24 protein-coding genes are annotated in these 22545 nt (G+C 57.7%); all 24 read left to right on the top strand.

Going from position 1 to position 22545, the window contains the following annotated elements; translation table 11 throughout:
• Positions 1-18: 18 nt before the first annotated feature.
• Positions 19-3909: a DNA-directed RNA polymerase subunit beta' gene (locus JOE65_RS12735; protein WP_205163547.1), complete on the top strand. Its 3891-nt coding sequence runs from the start codon at positions 19-21 to the stop codon at positions 3907-3909.
• A gap of 374 nt (positions 3910-4283) precedes the next feature.
• Positions 4284-4658 carry a 30S ribosomal protein S12 gene (gene rpsL, locus JOE65_RS12730; RefSeq protein WP_205163546.1) on the top strand — a complete coding sequence of 125 codons (375 nt, stop codon included), beginning with the start codon at positions 4284-4286 and terminating at the stop codon, positions 4656-4658.
• Positions 4658-5128 (top strand): 30S ribosomal protein S7, encoded by a 471-nt coding sequence (rpsG, locus tag JOE65_RS12725; protein ID WP_205163545.1) that lies wholly within the window; start codon positions 4658-4660, stop codon positions 5126-5128. The genes rpsL and rpsG overlap by 1 nt, the downstream gene beginning before the upstream one ends.
• Positions 5129-5207: 79 nt before the next feature.
• Positions 5208-7322, top strand: coding sequence for an elongation factor G (gene fusA, locus JOE65_RS12720; RefSeq protein ID WP_205163544.1), 2115 nt, complete (start codon positions 5208-5210; stop codon positions 7320-7322).
• 162 nt (positions 7323-7484) lie between these two features.
• Entirely contained in the window at positions 7485-8675 is a 1191-nt protein-coding gene (gene tuf, locus JOE65_RS12715; RefSeq protein ID WP_205163543.1) for an elongation factor Tu, read from the top strand.
• Between the two features lie 189 nt (positions 8676-8864).
• Complete coding sequence (locus JOE65_RS12710; RefSeq protein ID WP_205163542.1) at positions 8865-12980, top strand: hypothetical protein; 4116 nt, start codon at positions 8865-8867, stop codon at positions 12978-12980.
• Positions 12981-13337: 357 nt separating this feature from the next.
• Positions 13338-13646, top strand: a complete 309-nt coding sequence (gene rpsJ / locus JOE65_RS12705) for a 30S ribosomal protein S10 (protein WP_003803825.1) — start codon at positions 13338-13340, stop codon at positions 13644-13646.
• 17 nt (positions 13647-13663) lie between these two features.
• A complete protein-coding gene (gene rplC / locus JOE65_RS12700; RefSeq protein ID WP_205163541.1) occupies positions 13664-14314 on the top strand; it encodes a 50S ribosomal protein L3 in 651 nt (216 codons plus the stop codon).
• 4 nt (positions 14315-14318) lie between these two features.
• Positions 14319-14942: a 50S ribosomal protein L4 gene (rplD, locus tag JOE65_RS12695; RefSeq protein WP_205163540.1), complete on the top strand. Its 624-nt coding sequence runs from the start codon at positions 14319-14321 to the stop codon at positions 14940-14942.
• Complete coding sequence (rplW, locus tag JOE65_RS12690) at positions 14939-15244, top strand: 50S ribosomal protein L23 (RefSeq protein ID WP_205163539.1); 306 nt, start codon at positions 14939-14941, stop codon at positions 15242-15244. The genes rplD and rplW overlap by 4 nt, the downstream gene beginning before the upstream one ends.
• A 31-nt stretch (positions 15245-15275) precedes the next feature.
• Positions 15276-16115 carry a 50S ribosomal protein L2 gene (rplB, locus tag JOE65_RS12685; RefSeq protein ID WP_205163538.1) on the top strand — a complete coding sequence of 280 codons (840 nt, stop codon included), beginning with the start codon at positions 15276-15278 and terminating at the stop codon, positions 16113-16115.
• A gap of 12 nt (positions 16116-16127) precedes the next feature.
• The gene (rpsS, locus tag JOE65_RS12680; protein WP_205163537.1) at positions 16128-16409 is read left to right on the top strand and encodes a 30S ribosomal protein S19; all 282 of its coding nucleotides are present in this window, start codon (positions 16128-16130) and stop codon (positions 16407-16409) included.
• A gap of 38 nt (positions 16410-16447) precedes the next feature.
• A complete protein-coding gene (rplV, locus tag JOE65_RS12675; RefSeq protein ID WP_205163536.1) occupies positions 16448-16813 on the top strand; it encodes a 50S ribosomal protein L22 in 366 nt (121 codons plus the stop codon).
• Positions 16814-17650 carry a 30S ribosomal protein S3 gene (rpsC, locus tag JOE65_RS12670; RefSeq protein WP_205163535.1) on the top strand — a complete coding sequence of 279 codons (837 nt, stop codon included), beginning with the start codon at positions 16814-16816 and terminating at the stop codon, positions 17648-17650.
• Positions 17651-18067, top strand: coding sequence for a 50S ribosomal protein L16 (rplP, locus tag JOE65_RS12665; protein WP_205163534.1), 417 nt, complete (start codon positions 17651-17653; stop codon positions 18065-18067).
• Between the two features lie 2 nt (positions 18068-18069).
• The gene (rpmC, locus tag JOE65_RS12660; protein ID WP_205163533.1) at positions 18070-18393 is read left to right on the top strand and encodes a 50S ribosomal protein L29; all 324 of its coding nucleotides are present in this window, start codon (positions 18070-18072) and stop codon (positions 18391-18393) included.
• Entirely contained in the window at positions 18390-18680 is a 291-nt protein-coding gene (gene rpsQ / locus JOE65_RS12655) for a 30S ribosomal protein S17 (protein WP_205163532.1), read from the top strand. The genes rpmC and rpsQ overlap by 4 nt, the downstream gene beginning before the upstream one ends.
• Positions 18681-19068: 388 nt before the next feature.
• On the top strand, positions 19069-19437 hold the full coding sequence (rplN, locus tag JOE65_RS12650; protein WP_205163531.1) for a 50S ribosomal protein L14: 369 nt from the start codon (positions 19069-19071) through the stop codon (positions 19435-19437).
• 3 nt (positions 19438-19440) lie between these two features.
• A complete protein-coding gene (gene rplX, locus JOE65_RS12645) occupies positions 19441-19800 on the top strand; it encodes a 50S ribosomal protein L24 (RefSeq protein ID WP_205163530.1) in 360 nt (119 codons plus the stop codon).
• Entirely contained in the window at positions 19800-20387 is a 588-nt protein-coding gene (rplE, locus tag JOE65_RS12640; protein ID WP_205163529.1) for a 50S ribosomal protein L5, read from the top strand. Before rplX ends, rplE begins: the two co-directional genes overlap by 1 nt.
• A gap of 89 nt (positions 20388-20476) precedes the next feature.
• The gene (gene rpsH, locus JOE65_RS12635; protein WP_205163528.1) at positions 20477-20875 is read left to right on the top strand and encodes a 30S ribosomal protein S8; all 399 of its coding nucleotides are present in this window, start codon (positions 20477-20479) and stop codon (positions 20873-20875) included.
• Between the two features lie 27 nt (positions 20876-20902).
• Positions 20903-21439 carry a 50S ribosomal protein L6 gene (rplF, locus tag JOE65_RS12630; RefSeq protein WP_205163527.1) on the top strand — a complete coding sequence of 179 codons (537 nt, stop codon included), beginning with the start codon at positions 20903-20905 and terminating at the stop codon, positions 21437-21439.
• 2 nt (positions 21440-21441) lie between these two features.
• Complete coding sequence (gene rplR, locus JOE65_RS12625) at positions 21442-21825, top strand: 50S ribosomal protein L18 (RefSeq protein ID WP_205163526.1); 384 nt, start codon at positions 21442-21444, stop codon at positions 21823-21825.
• Between the two features lie 29 nt (positions 21826-21854).
• Positions 21855-22544: a 30S ribosomal protein S5 gene (gene rpsE / locus JOE65_RS12620; RefSeq protein WP_205163525.1), complete on the top strand. Its 690-nt coding sequence runs from the start codon at positions 21855-21857 to the stop codon at positions 22542-22544.
• Position 22545: the final 1 nt, after the last annotated feature.

The raw sequence follows: 22545 nt of genomic DNA, 5'->3' as shown, positions 1-22545 counted from the left end.
AGAGAGAACAGGGACCATATGTCCAGCGAATCCTCATTCGGTCTTATGCGAATCGGCCTGGCCACCGCGGATGAAATCCGTGACTGGTCGTACGGCGAGGTGCGTAAGCCCGAGACCATCAACTATCGAACCCTGAAGCCGGAGAAGGACGGTCTTTTCTGCGAAAAGATCTTTGGTCCTTCACGCGACTGGGAGTGCTACTGCGGCAAGTACAAGCGTGTCCGATTCAAGGGCATCATCTGCGAGCGTTGCGGCGTTGAAGTCACGCGCGCCAAGGTTCGTCGTGAGCGCATGGGTCACATTGAACTGGCTGCTTCGGTAACTCACATCTGGTACTTCAAGGGTGTTCCTTCTCGCCTCGGTTACCTTTTGGACCTGGCGCCGAAGGATCTTGAAAAGATCATCTACTTTGCCGCCTACATGATCACGTGGGTCGACGAAGACAACCGTCACAAGGAACTTCCGAACCTTCAGGCAGAGCACGACGTTGAGAAGAAGCATCTCGTAGACCAGCGTGATGCGGATATCGCCGCCATCGCGCAGGGTCTTGAAGGCGAACTTGCCCGGCTTGAGGGCGAAGGCGCCAAGGCTGCCGAGAAGAAAAAAGCCCGCGATTCAGCGGACCGATCCATGGCGCAGATCCGTAAGCGCTCCGACGCCGAGATTGAACGGCTGGAGCAGGTCTGGGACCGCTTCAAGAACCTGAAGGTCGCAGACCTCGAAGGTGACGAGGGTCTATACCGTGAACTGCGTGACCGCTACGGTCTGTATTTCGAAGGCTCCATGGGTGCTGAGGCCATCAAACGGCGGCTTGAGAACTTTGACATGCAGGCTGAGTCAGAGCTGTTGCGGGACATCATTCAGAACGGTAAGGGCCAGCGCAAGACGCGTGCACTCAAGCGTCTGAAGGTTGTCAATGCGTTCCTGACCACGACCAACAGCCCCTTGGGTATGGTCCTCGACGCCGTGCCGGTGATCCCACCGGAGCTGCGTCCCATGGTTCAGCTCGATGGTGGACGTTTTGCGACGTCGGATCTCAATGACCTGTACCGACGTGTGATCAACCGGAACAACCGTCTAAAGCGTCTTCTGGATCTTGGGGCACCCGAGATCATCGTCAACAATGAGAAGCGCATGCTTCAGGAAGCCGTTGACTCCCTGTTTGACAACGGCCGTCGTGGCCGTCCGGTGACGGGTCCGGGCAACCGTCCGCTGAAATCGCTCTCTGACATGCTCAAGGGCAAGCAGGGACGTTTCCGTCAGAACCTTTTGGGTAAGCGCGTTGATTATTCAGGGCGTTCCGTTATCGTCGTCGGCCCTCAGCTGAAGCTGCACCAGTGCGGATTGCCCAAGCAGATGGCTCTGGAGCTTTTCAAGCCGTTCGTCATGAAGCGTCTTGTCGACCTCAACCACGCGCAGAACATCAAGAGCGCAAAGCGCATGGTTGAGCGCTACCGGCCGCAGGTCTGGGATGTATTGGAAGAGATCATCACGGAACATCCCGTGCTGCTCAACCGTGCGCCTACTCTGCACCGTCTAGGGATCCAGGCGTTCGAGCCGCAACTCGTTGAGGGTAAGGCGCTTCAGCTTCACCCGCTCGTCTGTGGTGCGTTCAACGCTGACTTTGACGGCGATCAGATGGCTGTGCACTTGCCACTGAGCCCGGAGGCCCAAGCTGAGGCGCGCATTCTGATGTTGTCCTCGAACAATATTTTGAAGCCTTCTGACGGTCGTCCAGTGACTCTGCCGTCGCAGGACATGATCATCGGCTTGCATCACTTGACCACCAAGCGTGAAGGTGCCGTGGGCGAGGGGCGACTGTTCTCAACGCCAGCCGAAGCCGTCATGGCTCTTGACCTGGGTCAGTTGCACCTGAATGCAGTCGTGAAAATTCGGATTCCGCACTTTGTTCCTTCTGAGGAACAGCCTGCTCCCGAAGGTTGGGAAGAGGGTACGCCGGCGCTGATCGAAACCTCGCTCGGACAGGTCTTGTTCAACGACACGCTTCCCGATAACTACCCTTGGGTGGCTGCGGTGGCGGACAAGGGAGAACTGTCCACGATCGTCAACACCCTCGCTGAGCGGTATCCGAAGGTGGTCACTGCGGCAACGCTGGATAACCTGAAGGACTCCGGTTTCTACTGGGCAACCCGTTCAGGCGTTACTGTCGCTATCTCGGACATTCTGGCTCCGCCGGAGAAACCCGAGATCATGGCGGGCTACGAAGCTCAGGCTGCAAAGGTTGAAGTTCAGTACGGCAAGGGTCTGCTTGCGGACGACGAGCGTCGTCAGGAACTCATCGATATCTGGAACAAGGCAACCAACGATGTTGCGGCGGCCATGATGAAGGGCCTGACCAAGGAGAACACCATCAACCGCATGGTGTCCTCCGGTGCCCGTGGTAACTGGCTCCAGGTCCGTCAGATTGCCGGTATTCGTGGACTGGTGGCTAACCCGAAGGGTGAAATCATCCCGCGGCCCATCAAGTCCTCATACCGTGAGGGACTGTCGGTTCTCGAGTACTTCATCGCGACCCACGGCGCCCGCAAGGGCCTTGCGGATACGGCGCTTCGTACGGCCAACTCCGGTTACCTGACCCGTCGCCTGGTGGACGTCTCGCAGGACGTCATTGTCCGCGAGGAGGACTGCGGCACTGAGCGTGGGCTCACGGTTCCGATCGCTGTTGCCGATCAGAATGGTGAATTGAATCTGCATGACGAGGTAGAGAACTCGGCTTACGCTCGCACGTTGGCTGTCGACGTCGTCGGCAACGACGGCGATGTGCTGGCTACTGGCGGTTCAGATGTCGGTGATGTGCTGATTGACAAGCTGTTCAAGGCTGGTATTTCAGAGATCAAGATCCGTTCGGTTCTCACGTGTGAGTCTGCTGTCGGCACGTGTGCATTGTGCTATGGCCGGTCCTTGGCCACGGGTAAAACCGTGGACATCGGTGAGGCTGTCGGTATCATCGCCGCGCAGTCGATCGGTGAGCCGGGCACACAGTTGACCATGCGTACCTTCCACACCGGTGGTGTGGCTTCTGCGGAAGACATCACTCAGGGGCTACCCCGTATCCAAGAGCTCTTCGAAGCACGTACCCCTAAGGGAGTTGCTCCGATCTCTGAGACTGCGGGTCGGGTAACTATCGAGGATGGCGACAAGCAGATGCGTCTGGTTGTCACTCCGGATGATGGATCCGAAGAGATTGCCTACCCTGTCCTCCGCCGTGCGCGTCTTCTTGTTGAAGATGGCCAGCACGTTGAAGTGGGGGAGCAGCTTGTCTTCGGTGCTGTTGATCCAAAGCAGATCCTGCGAATTCTTGGGCCCCGCAAGGCACAGGAATTCCTCGTCGACGAGGTTCAGACCGTTTACCGCAGCCAAGGTGTAGGTATCCACGACAAGCACGTCGAGGTTATTGTTCGCCAGATGCTGCGTCGCGTGACGGTTATTGAGTCCGGTGACTCGGATCTTCTTCCGGGGGAGCTCGCTGCTCGCAGTCGCTTCGAGGAAGAGAACCGCCGTGTTGTATCCGAGGGCAAGAAGCCGGCATCAGGTCGGCCCGAGCTCATGGGTATCACCAAGGCGTCACTCGCGACTGAGTCGTGGCTGTCCGCTGCATCCTTCCAGGAGACCACGCGTGTTCTGACGCAGGCCGCCATGGAAGGTAAGAGCGATCCGCTGCTTGGCCTCAAGGAGAACGTCATCATCGGTAAATTGATCCCGGCCGGCACCGGCTTGGATCGTTACACGAAGGTCACGGTGGAGCCCACGGAGGAAGCGAAAGCAAACCTCTTCACGGGTCCGAGTGCATTTAGTGACTTTGACTACGCCGGAGCTGAAGGCGGGATGAGTCCTGAATTCCACGCGATTCCCCTCGACGACTACGACATGGGTAGCGATTTCCGGTAGATAACCGCGCTCCAAAGTGCCGAGGTCACCCCTTGTAGTCCCACACTGGGATGCAGGCGGTGACCTCGGCCGTTAAAGGATGACCTCGCCGCGTACCGGCTTGTGTGGGATTCTGTTAGACTGATTAATAATTGTTTATGTGTGGCAGTGGATCGGCGTCCTCGCAGGCGTATCTCCGGGTTGTAGGGAACTTGTACAACGAATGCCACGCTTTTGCACGCCTACAGTCGTTTACCTAGTAGCCCTCGGGGTACTGCGAGTAGGAATGCTGAACGACTACAAGAGCTGACCAATCGCCCGAAATAGGCATAGCCGTCGGGCCTTGGGAGCAGCGAATCAGAATTACCCGAATAGAACTTATGGAGAACTGATAAGTGCCTACAATTAACCAGCTGGTCCGGAAGGGCCGGACGCCCAAGATCACTAAAACCAAGGCTCCTGCACTTCAGGGTAGCCCTATGCGTCGCGGTGTCTGCACTCGTGTGTACACCACCACCCCGAAGAAGCCGAACTCGGCGCTTCGTAAGGTTGCTCGTGTCCGCCTCAACGGCGGCATTGAAGTAACTGCCTACATTCCCGGCGTTGGCCACAATCTCCAGGAGCACTCCATTGTGCTTGTTCGTGGTGGACGAGTGAAGGACCTCCCCGGTGTTCGCTACAAGATCGTCCGTGGTGCGCTTGATACCCAGGGCGTTAAAAACCGTGGCCAGGCGCGCAGCTTGTATGGCGCCAAGAAGGAGAAGAAGTAATGCCTCGTAAGGGACCTGCGCCAAAGCGCCCCCTCGTCGTGGATCCCGTATACGGATCCCCGCTCGTTACCCAGCTGATCAACAAGGTTCTGGTGGACGGTAAGAAGTCCACTGCAGAGCGCATTGTTTATGGTGCACTTGAAGGTGTCCAGACAAAGATCAGCGGAGACCCGGTTGCTGCACTCAAAAAGGCCATGGATAACGTGCGCCCCACACTCGAAGTTCGCTCCCGTCGTGTTGGCGGCGCAACTTATCAGGTTCCGGTCGAGGTAAAGCCTGGCCGCGCAACGGCACTGGCTCTGCGTTGGTTGGTCGGATACTCGAAGGCCCGCCGTGAGAAAACCATGACCGAGCGCTTGATGAACGAGATCCTGGATGCGTCCAACGGTCTCGGTGCTGCTGTAAAGCGTCGCGAAGATACGCACAAGATGGCCGAATCCAATAAGGCATTCGCCCACTACCGCTGGTAAATCGCCTCCGGCGGCGGGAAACATCTGTTTCCCGCCGCCGTGCCTAACCAACTCCATTTGACGGAATAAGGGAGACACCGTGGCACTGGACGTGCTTACCGACCTCAACAAGGTCCGCAATATCGGCATCATGGCTCACATCGACGCCGGTAAAACCACCACAACCGAACGAGTCCTGTTCTACACGGGCATCAACCATAAGATCGGCGAGACGCACGACGGCGCATCGACGATGGACTGGATGGCGCAGGAGCAGGAACGCGGGATCACCATTACTTCCGCAGCCACGACCTGCTACTGGGATAACCATCAGATCAACATTATTGACACCCCAGGGCACGTTGACTTCACGGTCGAGGTCGAGCGCTCCCTGCGCGTGCTCGATGGTGCAGTTGCTGTCTTCGATGGCAAGGAAGGCGTTGAGCCGCAGTCAGAGACTGTATGGCGCCAGGCTGACAAATACGATGTCCCACGGATCTGCTTCGTCAATAAGATGGACAAACTCGGCGCTGACTTCTATTTCACAGTGCAGACCATTGTGGATCGACTGAAGGCAAAGCCTCTGGTTCTGCAGTTGCCGATCGGCTCCGAGAGCGAATTCGAGGGAGTCATTGACCTCGTTGAGATGCGTGCGCTCACCTGGCGCGGCGATTCCAAGGGTGATGTCACCATGGGCGCCAAGTACGAAATCGAGGAGATCCCTGCAGATCTCCGTGAGAAGGCCGACGAATACCGTGCCGCGCTGCTCGAGGGTGTGGCGGAAGCCAGCGACGAGCTGATGAACAAGTACCTCGAAGGCGAAGAGTTCACCTTAGAGGAACTCAAGGCAGGCATTCGCAAGCTGACCATCAACTCCGAGGCGTACCCCGTCCTTTGTGGTTCAGCGTTTAAGAACCGGGGTGTTCAGCCTATGCTCGACGCCGTTGTTTCTTACTTGCCGACCCCGCTGGACGTTCCGAACATTCAGGGCCATGACATCCGCGACGAGGAAGTCATCCTCGAGCGTCCGGCCGATGCAAGCGCGCCTTTCGCCGCGCTCGCTTTCAAAGTCGTTACCCATCCGTTCTTCGGTCGGTTGACGTACATTCGGGTCTACTCGGGACGTGCCTCGTCAGGCACCCAGGTGATCAACACCACAAAGGGTAAGAAGGAGCGCATCGGAAAGCTCTTCCAGATGCACGCCAACAAGGAAAATCCTGTGGACGAGATCACCACGGGTCACATCTATGCGGCCATCGGGTTGAAGGACGTCACTACCGGCGACACCCTATGCGATCCGGCCCACCCGATCGTTCTGGAATCTATGAGCTTCCCGGAGCCGGTAATCTTCGTTGCAATCGAACCGAAGACCAAGGGTGACCAGGAGAAGCTGTCACTAGCTATCCAGAAACTCTCGGACGAAGACCCCACCTTCACGGTGACTCAGAACGAGGACACCGGGCAGACGGAAATCGGTGGCATGGGTGAGCTGCACCTAGACATTCTTGTCGACCGCATGCGTCGGGAATTCCGTGTTGAGGCGAACGTTGGCAAGCCTCAGGTGGCGTACCGTGAAACCATCAAGAACGCGGTAGACAAGGTCGATTTCACTCACAAGAAGCAGACGGGTGGATCGGGTCAGTTCGCGAAGGTTCAGGTTTCATTCGAGCCGCTGGACACGTCAGACGGCGTGTTCTACGAGTTCGAGAACAAGGTCACCGGTGGACGTATTCCTCGCGAGTACATTCCGTCCATTGACGCCGGAATCCAGGATGCAATGCGTTTGGGTATCCTGGCTGGATATCCGTTGGTTGGCGTCAAGGCGAAATTGCTTGACGGTGCCTACCACGACGTCGACTCTTCCGAAATGGCCTTTAAGATCGCGGGATCGCAGGTCTTCAAGGAGGGCGCTAGGCGTGCCAATCCGGTGCTGCTCGAACCGCTGATGGCGGTAGAGGTTCGTACACCGGAGGAATACATGGGAGACGTGATCGGCGATCTGAATTCGCGCCGTGGACAGATTCTCTCGATGGAGGATGCCAGTGGCGTCAAGGTAGTGCGCGCTAACGTGCCGCTGTCCGAAATGTTCGGATATATCGGGGACCTTCGGTCAAAGACCCAGGGCCGCGCAGTGTACTCCATGCAGTTCGACAGCTATTCCGAGGTTCCCAAGGCAGTCGCCGAGGAAATTGTTCAGAAGAACCGCGGAGAGTAACTTCCGTACTCACGTCGTCGTCGAATCCCTGTCAGGGGTCGACGACGACGGTACGGGATGGAATTTCATCAATTGACAATGCCCCAAGTAGACTTGCTGAAGTTTCGGTGACGAAAAGCGTCACCGAGAGTAAGACTTCTTAAATCGTTCTAGGAGGAACTCGTGGCCAAGGCCAAGTTCGAGCGGACAAAGCCGCACGTAAACATCGGAACCATCGGTCACGTTGACCACGGTAAGACCACTTTGACTGCAGCTATCTCTAAGGTGTTGCACGACAAGTACCCTGACATCAACGAGGCATCGGCTTTCGATCAGATCGACAACGCGCCCGAAGAACGCCAGCGCGGCATCACGATCAACATTTCGCATATTGAGTACCAGACGGAGAAGCGTCACTACGCTCACGTTGATGCTCCGGGCCACGCTGACTACATCAAGAACATGATCACTGGTGCTGCTCAGATGGACGGTGCAATCCTCGTGGTTGCAGCGACAGACGGCCCAATGGCACAGACGCGTGAGCATGTTCTTCTTGCCCGCCAGGTTGGTGTTCCCTACCTGATGGTCGCTTTGAACAAGTCAGACATGGTTGACGACGAGGAACTGCTGGACCTCGTGGAAATGGAAGTCCGCGAACTTCTTGGGGACCAGGGTTTCGATGGCGACAACGCTCCTGTAATCCGAGTCTCGGCTCTCAAGGCTCTCGAAGGGGACGCGACGTGGGTCAAGTCCATCGAGGAATTGATGCAGGCAGTTGACGATAGCGTTCCGGACCCGATTCGCGACAAGGACAAGCCGTTCCTGATGCCCGTTGAGGACGTCTTCACGATCACCGGTCGTGGAACTGTCGTCACTGGCCGTGCCGAGCGTGGCACCCTGAAGATCAACTCCGACGTCGAAATCGTTGGCATCCGTCCGGTCCAGAAGACGACGGTAACCGGCATTGAAATGTTCCACAAGCAGCTCGATGAAGCATGGGCAGGCGAGAACTGTGGTCTGTTGCTGCGCGGTATCAAGCGTGAAGACGTTGAGCGTGGTCAGGTTATCGTGAAGCCGGGCTCGATCACCCCGCACACCAACTTCGATGCGAATGTGTACATTCTCTCGAAGGATGAGGGCGGACGCCACAACCCGTTCTACTCGAACTACCGTCCTCAGTTCTACTTCCGCACAACGGACGTCACTGGCGTCATCACGTTGCCTGAAGGCACCGAGATGGTTATGCCCGGTGATAACACGGAAATGACCGTTGATCTGATCCAGCCGATCGCCATGGAAGACGGACTCAGCTTCGCAATTCGCGAAGGTGGACGCACCGTTGGTTCAGGACGTGTGACGAAAATCAACAAGTAGTCTCTGACTCCTTGCAGGTCCCGGCTAACGGGATCAAACACGAATCCCCCTGTTGCATTCGCAACAGGGGGATTCGTGCGTTAACTCGCAGTTATCCACAGACGAAACTTCCTTCGAGGACTATGTCGATAGGATGACGGTTGTCTTGGTAACGGCGACAACCACCACGTGGGGGAGTCTTTCTACAACATGATCGTATTTGTATTGGTGATTGGCCTCGCTGTAGGTGTGGCGTGCGGATGGCGGTTCAAGTCTCTTTCCGGAAAGAGCACGGGCGCTCCAGCGGACACTCGCGTTTTACCGCCGGCGGCTGTGATCTTCGAAGAGGGATACGCTGCGGGGTGGAATGCAGCCGCCATCTCGAGCGCATCAGCCGTTCCCGAAAATATGACGACGGGCACCACCACAGCATCTGCAGCAGTTTCGACGGAGTCGCTTACTCCAAGACCAGTGGTATCCACCGAGCGGACACCTGAATTCGTGCGGGTCCCTGAGAACGAGGGGGCCAGGGAGAGCTCGTATACTTCGCAGCAGGGGGTAAAGGCGCCAAAAGCTGTAGCCGCCACATCCGTGAGGCCTAAGAGCCCTGGGGCGTCGAAGGTTGCCACTGCCGATGCCAGAGCCTCCCGGGACCTCCGAAACATCAACATCACGCTCTTCACCGCGAGCCTGTTGCTGGTCGCGGCTACGACGCTGTTCATCGGATCTGACTTTTCATCCGCCCTGCGCTTTGGGGTCGTCGTGTCTGTAACTTCGCTATTTTACGGAGGTGGACTATGGATTCATAAACGCGTGATCCGGCTACGCCCCGCTGGGGTGGCGTTTGTTGGCGCGGCACTTGCAATGATTCCATTCGTTGGTTTGGCGTTGAACATTTTCGTCCTTCACCATCTCGGCTGGTCATGGATAGCGACTGCCGTCCTAGGTGGAGCAGCCTTCCTGAATGCTGCTATTCGCTTGAAAAGCCGCGTGGTGGCCTACCTCACGCTGCCCTTTATGCTCTCGGTTGCCTGGGCGCCGGCTAACGTCCTCGGAGCCGGATTGGTCTGGTATTTCGCCGCGACGATTGCCGCCGCTGCGGTACTGACCGTAATCGGAAAGCTACGTCCGCGTTGGGCCGGACGTCTGTACCTACAGGTCATTCAAGAAGTTCATGGTTACATTGTTCCGGGCGTCATTGGGGTGTCACTCCTGAACTTTTCATTCCTTGAGGCATTGGACTACTTCTTCATCTCGGCTGCAGCTTTCTTCTACTATGTCGCGTCCCTGTGGGTGGTTGCGCGTTCCAGGGCACAGGTCCTCAATGTTTATGGCTTGAGGGTAACCCTAGTCATCGCCGTGCTTTCCGTCGCCGCGACGCTTGAAGCCGATGCCGCCATCGTTGTAAACGTTGGTGCTGCGTGTGTTGCACTTCAGTCGATTGCTGTGGTCTGCCTGCCGTCTCGTTGGGCAGTGTGTTTCGATACTCATCTTGCTGCGATGCGAACCTCCCCCCTGCCGGGCTCGGGTGCGAGGGACATGGCACCGGTTGATTCTCCGCGCGGCGTCGATGGCTTGCGTGCTTGGCAGATCGTGGACGTCTACTGGACCTTCGGCATTGCTCTACTCATGGCGTTTATCGGTCTCGCGATCGGGTCCGAACATGACCTCGTCGCTACGGAGATACTGACGGTGGTGCTTACGGCGGCTCTAGTGGCGATGCTACTTGCCTGGCGCATCCGGAAGGCTGGCGAGTTTCTAGTCCCCGCCGCCCTCGTTCTCGTGCTCTTCATGCCGCCTTATGAGCTGTGGCGTTTCGAAATCATAGTTGCTGTAGTCCTGACATATGCGGTACTACGTGCGGTCACTTCACTACCCCACTCAGTGACGCAGACAACGTATGTACTCGTGGCCAGGGCACAGGCAGTCGTGGCCGTAGGTCTTCTCGTGGCGGATTACTGGCCTTCAGTTAGGGCCGCGGCTGCTCCACATCTGGGCATACTCGCTATCATCGTGGCTCTTGTCATCAATCAATTCGTCAGCCTCGTCCAGCTCCTGCGGAAGCGTGATCTCCGAAGCCCCGCGTATGTGATTGTTGTGAGTGGTGGGGTGGCTTACGTCGCTGCCGTGTTGCTTTTAGCGAACTTCGCGCCCGAGTGGCTGGTCACAGCGGGTCTGTGGCTGCCATTGTTTGGGCTCGCGGTTCCGGCAACTCTGCTTTTCCATCGCCTGGCTTGGCTAGAGGCTGTTAGCCCGATAGCTATCGTCACGACCGCTGTCTTCGCGATTCCCGTTTTCGGAGTTCATGATTATGAGCTTCTATTGACTGGGTCCGTGGGCTATGCGTTCATTCTGGCAGCTCACCACCCAGATCGGGTTGCGCGGTCGGTCTACCGGTATACAGCGCAGGGGCTCGTAGCCGTGGCCGCCTCTGTATTCACTTACGGGCACTGGTCAGAGGCCTGGGGAATCGGCGCGTTGTCCATGGCGCTCGTGGTGTTGTCACTGGGATTCCTCATTAATCAGTTGGTGAGCCTGGGACAGTTGCGCCGTGGGGCCTCTGCGAAGGGGGTCGGGGTTGCCACTACCGTGTATGCCGTCCTGTCTATCGGAACCGTCAGCGGGCTTCTACAGGTGGATGGTCCACTATGGACTGACATCACGGCGTTGTGGACGCTGTCGCTCGGTACCGTTATCAGCGGTCTCGCTCTCTTCCGCCGGCTTCGATGGATTGAGATTCCCAGCGGTGCCGTCTTCCCCCTGACCGCGTTCTTGGCGATGTCCGTGTTTGAGGTCGTTGACTATGAGATTCTCCTCGGCATCGGGCTTGTCTACTGCTTCACGATTGCTGCTCTGCACGACAGTCGCTTTGCCAAGGGCTCGTATTTTCTTAGCGGACAGATTCAGCTGACGCTTTTGACCAGTGTGTTCCTCTGGGATCAGAGGGTCTCGATTCATACATTTGTCACCGTGTTTACCATCTCATTGCTTGTTCAGGAGCTCTTGCGAACGCTGTTCCGGCGATACACAAGAAACCTCGATTTCCAGCGCGCCTCCGGGTGGCTCACCATCGCGTTTCTAGCGGCTACACAGGCCGGATACCTGGTACTGGCAGGTGCGCTCGCGCAACGAGGGGTGACGGCGACTGCACTGGCTGTCTTGTGCGTAGTGGCCCTTGTTATCTCCGCCTGGAGTCGCAAGGAGCTCCGCTACCTTGCGTTAGCCTGTGTTCCCTTGATGCTCATCGTGTTCAGTTCCGCGCCACCGTTCAGCGATGAGGGTTGGCTTGGCGCAGCTGAACTTCCTGATGCAGCGGTCGCCACACTGTCTACGATTCTCGCAGTGCTGGTGATGACTATTCGCAGTACAACAGCAGCTGGGCGACGACGAATGACGACGGCGACGGTGGCTACCGTAGTATTCCTCGTCGAGGGGCTCGTTTTCTCGGTTGCGGCCAGTGGCTGGGCTCCGGCCGGAGTCCTTCTGATCGTGGCCATTGTTGTTCTTCTGGAATCCCACACTTGGAATGTGTCGTGGCTATATGGGCTGGGCTCTATCGTGTCCATTGCCGCTTGCTGGTGCGCTGGTGCTGAGATTATTCGGATGCTGAACCTTGAATGGGGTTTCCGGGAACTGCAGTTACTGGCCCATAGCGGCGCTTTCGTCTTCGTCTATGCGTGGATTATGGTGGGTCGACGGTACCGAGTCGGGAAGGTCCGCCGCCTCTACGCAATATTGCCGGTAGTCACTGCGCTCGCACTCGGCTCTCTCGCCGCCATGACGGGAGGACAGCTGGTTGTGGCCGCGTCTGTACTACTGGTGGTTGCCGCATTCTTCGCTGCACGTGAAGTGCCCAAGAGAAGGCGTGAGCTGGCCGGTGAAGGAATCTTCCTGGTGGCAGTGTTTGCCGCTGCAGGTATATGGAATCATCTGGATCCGACGGCATCGATCTTTTGGTTCGTCCAGACCTGGGCGGTCGCCATCGCGCTGATCGCGCTCTACGAACACCGTCGGGGCCGGCCCGTTGCCGGTCAAGCGTGGATGTTGGGTGCTGCAGCGATACTTAGTACGAGCGGTCTACTAGCACTTCTGACCCAGGACTCGGGCTACCAGCTCTGGGCACTTCTCGGTCACGTTGCACTTCTTCTCCACGGAGTCATTCGGCAATCCCGAACATTCACGTGGTGGGGAGCAGCGGGCTTGTCGCTCGCGGTGTTGTGGTTCCTGCGTGGTTACACCTTCATTCTGTTGACGCTCGTGGCTGCAGTATTGATCGCTTTCGCCGTGTGGCGGTTGAATCGTAGTAAGGACTCGATCGAGTCATGACTTGTTGCGCCATGGAGATCGGATTCGCAATCTCTTCGCGAGTCTGGCACACTGATTGAGTTGTTCAAGCGCTCTCGCGTGCTCGAAACGAGACGGAATCCCGGTCTGGATAATGCCAGGTGCAGGGAGTTCGTCCAACGAGTAGCAGAGACCAAATATAACCCTCCCCAATTCTTCGGGCGGTGTTGGCACATCTTATGCGACACGCCCGACCGCGGGGGTCGGTCCCTCGGCAGAGTGAGGAACCCGGTCATCCGGATTCAGTCTGCTGGAGGAGGTGCTGGATCCAAGGGTCTCGGCACGGTAATTGCACAAGGGCACCACATAGGTACTCACTGGAGAAAGAGGCACGACGCCATGGCGGGACAAAAAATCCGCATTCGGCTGAAGTCATATGACCACGAGGTCATAGATGTTTCGGCCCGGAAGATCGTTGAGACGGTCACGCGTGCAGGCGCAACGGTAGTGGGCCCTGTGCCGCTGCCAACGGAGAAGAACGTTTACTGCGTTATTCGTTCGCCGCACAAGTACAAGGACAGCCGCGAGCACTTTGAAATGCGCACGCACAAGCGTCTGATCGACATTATCGACCCCACGCCGAAGGCAGTTGATTCGCTGATGCGTCTCGACCTGCCGGCTGACGTGAATATCGAAATCAAACTGTAGGGAGGTGCTGAGAAACTATGACCGTAATCCGTAACGTAAAAGGACTGCTGGGCACGAAGCTCGGCATGACCCAGGTGTGGGATGAGAACAACCGCCTTATTCCGGTGACTGTTGTTCAGGCTGATTCCAACGTTGTTACCCAGCTGCGCAACGCCGAGGCTGATGGCTACACGGCAGTCCAGATTGGCTATGGCCAGATCGACCCACGCAAGGTAACAAAGCCTCTGGCAGGACACTTCGAGAAGGCGGGCGTTACTGCACGCCGTCACGTTGTTGAACTGCGCACGGCTGACGCCGCATCCTATGAGCTAGGACAGGAACTCTCTGTCGAGGTTTTCGAGTCCGGCCAGAAGGTCGACGTCGTCGGCACCACCAAGGGTAAGGGATTCGCCGGCGTTATGAAGCGCCACGGGTTCTCGGGCGTCGGTGCTTCGCACGGTTCGCACAAGAACCACCGCAAGCCCGGTTCCATCGGTGGCGCATCTACCCCGGGCCGTGTCTTCAAGGGCAAGCGGATGGCGGGCCGTATGGGCGCCGTTCGCCTCACCACTATGAACCTCACGGTTCACGGTGTGGATGCCGAGAAGTCACTGCTGCTGATCAAGGGTGCCGTCCCCGGTGCCCGTGGTTCGGTCGTTCTCGTCCGTTCCGCTGTGAAGGGAGCCTAGTTCGATGGCAATCGATACCAAGACCATCAATGTTGATCTCCCCGCAGAGATCTTCGACGTCCAGACCAATGTGCCCCTGATTCATCAGGTAGTGGTTGCTCAGCTTGCTGCTGCACGCCAGGGAACGCACAAGACCAAGAACCGTGCCGAAGTTTCCGGTGCCGGCCGCAAGCCCTTCAAGCAGAAGGGAACCGGACGTGCCCGTCAGGGTTCAATCCGCGCACCACACATGACCGGTGGTGGAGTTGTGCACGGCCCAACGCCGCGTGACTACAGCCAGCGCACCCCCAAGAAGATGAAGGCTGCGGCTCTCCGCGGTGCACTTTCTGATCGGGCACGCACTGATCGTATCCACGTGATCGAGGCTCTCGGACAAGGGGATACCCCGTCGACCAAGGGCTCCATGACTGCGCTGCGAGCCATCTCGGCCCGCAAGCGGTTGCTCGTTGTCATCGAACGCGAGAACGACGTCGCAGCTCTGTCGGTCCGCAACCTCGAGCACGTTCACGTGATCTACCAGGATCAGCTGAACACCTATGACGTGCTCGTTGCTGATGACGTGGTCTTCACCAAGGCTGCCTACGACGCTTTCGTTGGCAAGAACATCGCTAAGGAGGCCGCCAAATGAGCGCGACCATCGCCAAGGACCCCCGTGACGTGGTGCTCGCACCAGTCGTTTCGGAAAAGAGCTACGGTCTGATCGATGAAGGTAAGTACACCTTCCTCGTGGATCCGCGTTCAAACAAGACCGAAATCAAGTTTGCTATCGAGAAGATCTTCTCGGTCAAGGTTGATTCGATCAACACCATTAACCGTGTCGGTAAGCGCAAGCGCACCAAGTTCGGATGGGGTGCACGCAAGGATACAAAGCGTGCAATCGTCACTCTGAAGAACGGCACAATCGACATCTTCGGCGGTCCGCTCAGCTAGGGCGGAGACCACTTTAACGAGGAAATGAACTATGGGAATCCGTAAATATAAGCCGACTACACCGGGCCGTCGCGGCTCGAGCGTAGCGGACTTCACAGAAATCACACGGTCGACGCCGGAGAAATCACTGCTGCGTCCGCTCCATAAGACGGGCGGCCGCAACAACTCCGGTAAGATCACCACCCGTCACAAGGGTGGTGGCCACAAACGTCAGTACCGTCTAATCGACTTCCGTCGCCACGACAAGGACGGCGTCAACGCTCGCGTTGCCGAAATTGAGTATGACCCGAACCGTACGGCTCGCATTGCGCTGCTGCACTACGTTGACGGCACCAAGCGCTACATCGTTGCGCCGAACAAGCTCAAGCAGGGCGACTTCGTCGAGGCTGGACCTGGTGCTGACATCAAGCCCGGTAACAACTTGCCGTTGCGTAATATCCCGGTGGGTACCGTTATCCACGCTGTGGAGCTGCGTCCCGGTGGTGGAGCCAAGATGGCGCGCTCTGCGGGTGCCTCCGTTCAGCTGGTAGCGCGTGAAGGCAAGAACGCCCAGTTGCGTCTGCCTTCTGGTGAGATCCGCAATGTGGATGCTCGTTGTCGGGCAACCATCGGTGAAGTCGGTAACGCAGAGCAGTCCAACATCAACTGGGGCAAGGCTGGCCGTCTCCGCTGGAAGGGCGTTCGCCCAACCGTCCGTGGTGTCGCCATGAACCCTGTTGATCACCCACATGGTGGTGGTGAAGGCAAGACCTCCGGTGGACGTCACCCGGTCAACCCCAACGGTAAGCGTGAGGGCCGTACTCGTCACGCCAATAAAGAGAGCGACAAGCAAATTGTGCGTCGCCGTCGTTCCGGCAAGAACAAGCGATAGGAGCCTGGAGACATGCCACGCAGCCTGAAGAAAGGCCCCTTCGTCGATCAGCACCTGTTCCTCAAGGTAGCTAAGGAAAACGAAAAGGGCACCAAGAACGTCATCAAGACGTGGTCCCGCCGTTCGATGATCGTTCCCGACATGTTGGGTCACACGATCGCCGTACACGACGGACGCAAGCACATTCCGGTGTTTGTCACCGAGTCGATGGTCGGGCACAAGCTCGGCGAATTCGCGCTCACGCGGACATTCCGCGGCCATGTGAAGGACGACCGTCGGGGCAAGCGCCGCTAGGCGCTTTCCTGACGGCAGAAGACGAGAGAAGGAAAGCAATGGAAGCCAAGGCAATTGCGCGTCATATCCGCGTAACGCCTATGAAGGCCCGGCGCGTCGTCAACCTTGTTCGTGGCAAGCAAGCGAATGAGGCTCTGGCAATTCTGAAGTTCGCCGAACAAGGCGCTTCGGAGCCGGTATTCAAGGTATTACAGTCAGCTATGGCCAACGCCCGTGTCCGTGCGGACCGGGAAGGCGTTGCTTTTGACGAGGGAAACCTCTTCATCAGCAAGGCATATGTTGACGAAGGCACAACGATGAAGCGGTTCCAGCCGCGGGCCCAGGGCCGCGCCTTCCGCATTAGGAAGCGCACCAGCCACATCACGGTTGTTGTCGCTACCCCCGAGAAAGAGGAGGACCGCTAAGTGGGACAGAAAGTTAACCCGCACGGGTTCCGACTCGGTATCACTACCGACCATGTGTCGCACTGGTACGCGGACAGCACTAAGCCCGGCCAGCGTTACAAGGACTTCGTCCGCGAAGACATCCTGATCCGCAAGCTCATGTCGACCGGCATGGACCGTGCAGGCATCGCCAAGGTGGAAATTGAGCGGACCCGTGACCGTGTACGTGTAGATATCCACACTGCCCGCCCGGGAATCGTGATCGGGCGCCGCGGCGCAGAAGCGGATCGTATCCGTGGAGAGCTGGAAAAGCTCACTGGCAAGCAGGTGCAGCTGAACATCCTCGAGGTCAAGAACCCGGAGATCGAAGCGCAGCTGGTAGCTCAGGGCGTTGCTGAACAGCTGTCTTCACGTGTCGCCTTCCGTCGCGCGATGAAGAAGGCCATGCAGTCCGCTCAGCGTGCAGGAGCCAAGGGTATCCGTATCCAGTGCTCCGGCCGCCTCGGTGGTGCTGAAATGAGTCGCTCGGAGTTCTACCGCGAAGGCCGTGTGCCCCTGCACACCCTCCGCGCGAACATCGATTACGGATTCTTCGAGGCCAAGACCACTTTCGGTCGTATCGGCGTGAAGGTCTGGATCTACAAGGGTGACATCACTTCCAAGGAACTGGCTGCACAGCAGGCTGCAGCTCCGTCCCGTGGACGCGGCGGCGGAGACCGTCCGGGTCGCGGTGCCGGTGGTGGAGAACGTCGCCGTCGTCCAACTGAGCGTGGAGCGGCTCCGGCCGAAGCCGCGCAGGCAACCGAAGCCCCAGCAGCAGAGGCTGCAGCTCCGGCCGCAGAAGGAGGAAAGGCTTAAATGCTTATCCCACGTCGAGTGAAGTACCGCAAGCAGCATCACCCGGGTCGTTCCGGCGCTGCTACGGGAGGCACCTCGGTCAACTTTGGTGAATGGGGAATCCAGGCTCTGAGCCCCGCGTATGTCACCAACCGTCAGATCGAAGCAGCCCGTATCGCGATGACCCGCCACATCAAGCGTGGCGGAAAGGTCTGGATCAACATTTATCCGGATCGTCCGTTGACCAAGAAGCCTGCTGAAACCCGCATGGGTAGCGGTAAGGGTTCGCCAGAATGGTGGGTCGCCAACGTCAAGCCGGGTCGTGTGCTCTTCGAGCTCTCCGGTGTCAGTGAAGAGGTAGCTCGCGAGGCCATGCGTCTTGCAATCCACAAGCTGCCGTTGAAGGCACGTATCGTGCGTCGTGAGGGTGGTGAATAGACATGGCTATCGGTTCAAAGGAACTCAAGACCGAGCAGCTGGACGGGTTCGATAAAGACCGTCTGGTTGAGGAACTGCGCAAGTCCAAGGAAGAGCTGTTCAACCTTCGCTTCCAGTCGGCGACTGGCCAGCTGGAAAGCCACGGTCGGTTGCGTGTGGTAAAGCGCGACATCGCACGTATTTATACCGTGCTGCGTGAACGTGAGCTGGGCATCCGCCCGGAGGTCATTGCTCCTGTAGAGGAAGCAAAGGCTGACAAAAAGTCCTCCAAGAAAAAGACCACCAAGGCTGAAGAGCCCGAGGTATCGGAGGATGATGCCAAGTGAGTGAGAAGGAAACGAACGTGACTGAAGAAACCCAGGTCCGCGGCTATCGTAAGACCCGCCGTGGCTACGTGGTTTCGGACAAGATGGAAAAGACCATCGTTGTGCGGGTCGAAGATCGCGTAAAGCATGCGCTTTACGGCAAAATCATTCGTCGCAGCACGAAGGTCAAGGCTCATGACGAACTTGGTACAGCCGGTATCGGCGACCTAGTCCTCATTTCCGAAACTCGCCCGTTGTCCGCTACTAAGCGGTGGCGCCTGGTTGAGGTCATCGAAAAAGCTAAGTAGTACCTTGGCGCCGGCAAAACGCCTTGGCGCCATCGGTCCGGCTCCCCACTCGGTGGGGGGTCGGACCGCTCCAAGATTTCTCTGACGTGGTTCCTGCTTCTGTGGGAAACGGGTTAAGGGCGAGGAGCCATACCGGCTCCGTAAGACAACGACGACAGTTGTAATGTTTGGCGTGCTGCGCCAGGATTTCGTGACTGGGGCCGTTTGGTAATAAACTAGCAATCTTGCCTGTCCAGTTTTCGGAGACTATCCACCTCTGCGCACTGGATGCTATGGCAAATCCCTATATTGTGTGGAGCGCAGTCTTGTACTGCTCCTCAATATGGGTCCACCGTATCCGTTCCGCAAGGCTCTGTTCAGAGAACCGGCGCGACGACAGGAGTAATAAGTGATTCAGCAGGAGTCGCGACTTAAGATCGCCGACAACACTGGGGCCAAGGAAGTCTTGACCATCCGTGTTCTCGGTGGATCAGGCCGTCGCTACGCAGGCATCGGCGACGTTATCGTGGCCACCGTTAAGGATGCAATTCCAGGCGGCAACGTAAAGAAGGGCGATATTGTCAAGGCAGTTATCGTCCGCACTAAGAAGGAACGACGCCGTAGCGATGGTTCCTACATCAAGTTTGACGAAAATGCGGCAGTGATCTTGAAGAACGACGGAGACCCTCGCGGTACCCGTATCTTCGGCCCGGTAGGGCGCGAACTTCGCGATAAGAAGTTCATGAAGATCGTCTCGCTTGCGCCGGAGGTGCTCTAAATCATGGCAAAGATCAAAAAGGGCGATCTCGTCCAGGTCATCACTGGTGGCAGGCAGGAGCGCGGTGGAGACCGAGGCAAGCAGGGCAAAGTCCTGAAAATGTTTCCGTCCACTAACCGCGTTCTCGTAGAGGGCATCAACCGGGTGACAAAACATACTCGTGTAGGTCAAACGCAAAGCGGTGCAAAGTCCGGCGGCATCGAAACCGTTGAGGCTCCGATCCACGTCTCCAATGTTGCTGTTGTTGACCCCGAGACGAAGAAGCCGACACGCGTTGGCTACCGCATCGACACTCGCGATGTAGGCGGTCGGGAAAAGCCCGTCCGTATCCGCGTGTCCAAGGCATCCGGGAAGGACCTCTGATGACTGAAACCCTGTCTGAGACCCCGACCGCGTCCTCGATTGTTCCCCGTCTGAAGGCCCGCTATGCAGCGGAGATCAAGAAGACGATCCAGGAAGAGTTCGACTACGCGAATGTAAACCAGATTCCTCGATTGACGAAGGTTGTCGTCAACATGGGTGTCGGAGATGCTGCAAAGGACTCCAAGCTCATTGACGGCGCCGTGAAGGATCTGACCCTGATCACGGGACAGAAGCCGGTAGTGACGAAGGCCCGCAAATCAATCGCCCAGTTCAAGCTGCGTGAGGGAATGCCGATTGGGGCGCACGCAACGCTGCGCGGCGATCGTATGTGGGAATTTGTAGACCGTCTGGTCAGCCTTGCTTTGCCTCGTATCCGTGATTTCCGCGGACTGAGCGGGAAGCAGTTTGATGGAAACGGAAACTACACGTTCGGTCTGACCGAACAGTCCATGTTCCACGAAATCGACCAGGACCGGATCGATCGCGTGCGCGGTATGGATATCACGGTAGTAACTACTGCCAAGACTGACGATGAAGGCCGTGCGCTGTTGAAGGCGCTTGGCTTCCCGTTCAGGACCGAAGACTAACTAACTACCTGACAGGTCCGCTGACCGCTGGTCGTCGTCAATGATTGGCGGTCCGGTGGAAACCGTTTCGAGAAAGGGCAAGAGCCCAAATGACTATGACAGATCCTGTCGCAGACATGCTTACGCGTCTGCGCAATGCAAACTCGGCACACCACGACTCAGTGTCAATGCCTTACAGCAAGCTCAAGGCACGTGTTGCCGACATTCTGAAAGCCGAAGGCTACATCAAGGGCTGGAAGGAAGAAGAGGCGCCGGTCGGTATGACGCTGACCATGGACTTGAAGTTCGGCTCAAACCGTGAGCGGTCAATCGCCGGTATCCGCCGTATTTCCAAGCCGGGCCTCCGTGTCTACGCAAAGTCGACCAACCTGCCCAACGTCCTTGGTGGCCTGGGCATCGCTATCCTGTCCACTTCTTCGGGCCTTTTGACTGATCGTCAGGCCGCGAAGAAGGGCGTGGGCGGCGAAGTCCTCGCGTACGTCTGGTAACCGGAAACAGAGAAGGAGTAGAGAATAATGTCACGTATTGGACGTCTCCCCATCTCGGTACCTGCCGGCGTTGAGGTCAAAGTCGATGGAAACCTTGTTTCCGTCAAGGGCGCTAAGGGCGAGTTGAGCCACACTGTGGCCAACCCGATCACTGTCGAACTTGTTGACACCACCATCACCGTCGCCCGACCGAATGATGACCGCGAGTCCCGTTCGCTTCATGGCCTCACACGCACACTGGTCAATAACATGATCTTGGGCGTGACTGAAGGCTATGAGAAGAAACTTGAAATCGTTGGCACGGGTTACCGTGTGGTCGCGAAGGGCTCGGACCTCGAGTTCGCTCTTGGTTACAGCCACCCGGTTCCCATCAAGGCACCGCAGGGAATCACCCTGACAGTGGAAAGCCCTACAAAGCTTTCCGTATCTGGCATCGACAAGCAGCAGGTAGGCGAAGTTGCTGCCAACATTCGCAAGCTACGTCGTCCTGACCCCTATAAGGGCAAGGGTGTGCGCTATGCCGGCGAAGTTATCCGCCGCAAGGTCGGAAAGGCTGGTAAGTAATCATGGCACTTGGAATTAACGCCAAACTGCGTGGCAAAAGTAGGTCTGCACAGCGCAGCCGTCGTCACCTGCGCGTTCGCAAACGCATCACGGGCACCGCTTTACGGCCTCGACTGGTTGTAAATCGTTCGGCCCGCCACATATTCGTTCAGGTGGTGGATGACAGCCGAGGCGTAACCCTGGCATCGGCATCAACACTTGAAGCAGATCTGAGGTCACTCGAGGGCGACAAGACGGCGAAAGCCCGTCGTGTCGGAGAGCTCGTTGCTGAACGTGCCAAGGCTGCCGGTATTGAAGCTGTTGTTTTCGACCGTGGGGGTAACAAGTACCACGGCCGTATCGCAGCGATTGCCGACGGCGCACGCGAAGGTGGGCTGGCACTGTGACCGAGGTAAACAATGAAAAGGAAAATCAGGTGACTGAAGCTAAAGCTGCTGACGCAACTGAGACCACCACGACCACCGGAAGCGGAACCGGAGATGACCGCCGCGGCGGTCGCCGGAACGAGCGCGGTGGCAACAGCGGCGGAGGCCGCGGTGACCGTGGTGGTCGCGGAGGCCGTGATGGCGGTCGCAACGACGACAAAGACAAGTTCATCGAGCGCGTGGTCACGATCAACCGAGTGTCCAAGGTTGTCAAGGGCGGTCGTCGCTTCAGCTTCACTGCTCTGGTAATCGTCGGTGACGGTAACGGAATGGTCGGAGTCGGCTACGGCAAGGCTAAAGAAGTCCCGTCGGCCATCGCCAAGGGTGTCGAAGAAGCAAAGAAGTCCTTCTTCCGCGTACCCCGCATTGGTGGCACGGTTCCGCACCTGGTCCAGGGTGAGGCCGCAGCAGGCGTTGTCCTGCTGCGTCCCGCTTCGCCGGGTACCGGTGTTATCGCCGGTGGTCCTGTTCGCGCGGTGCTTGAGTGTGCCGGTATCCACGATGTCCTGTCCAAGTCCCTTGGGTCTGCCAACTCCATCAATATCGTTCACGCGACCGTTGCCGCGCTAAAGATGCTCGAGGAGCCTCAGGCTGTTGCAGCCCGGCGCGGTCTGCCACTGGACGAGGTGGCATCGAGCTCGATGCTTCGCAACATCCAGAACCAGAAGGCGGGTGTCTGAG

It is taken from the genome of Arthrobacter roseus (assembly GCF_016907875.1).
Taxonomy (GTDB): domain Bacteria; phylum Actinomycetota; class Actinomycetes; order Actinomycetales; family Micrococcaceae; genus Arthrobacter_J; species Arthrobacter_J roseus.
The sequence above is the reverse complement of the archived record's forward strand: the minus strand, read 5'-3'. Positions and strand labels throughout refer to the sequence as shown.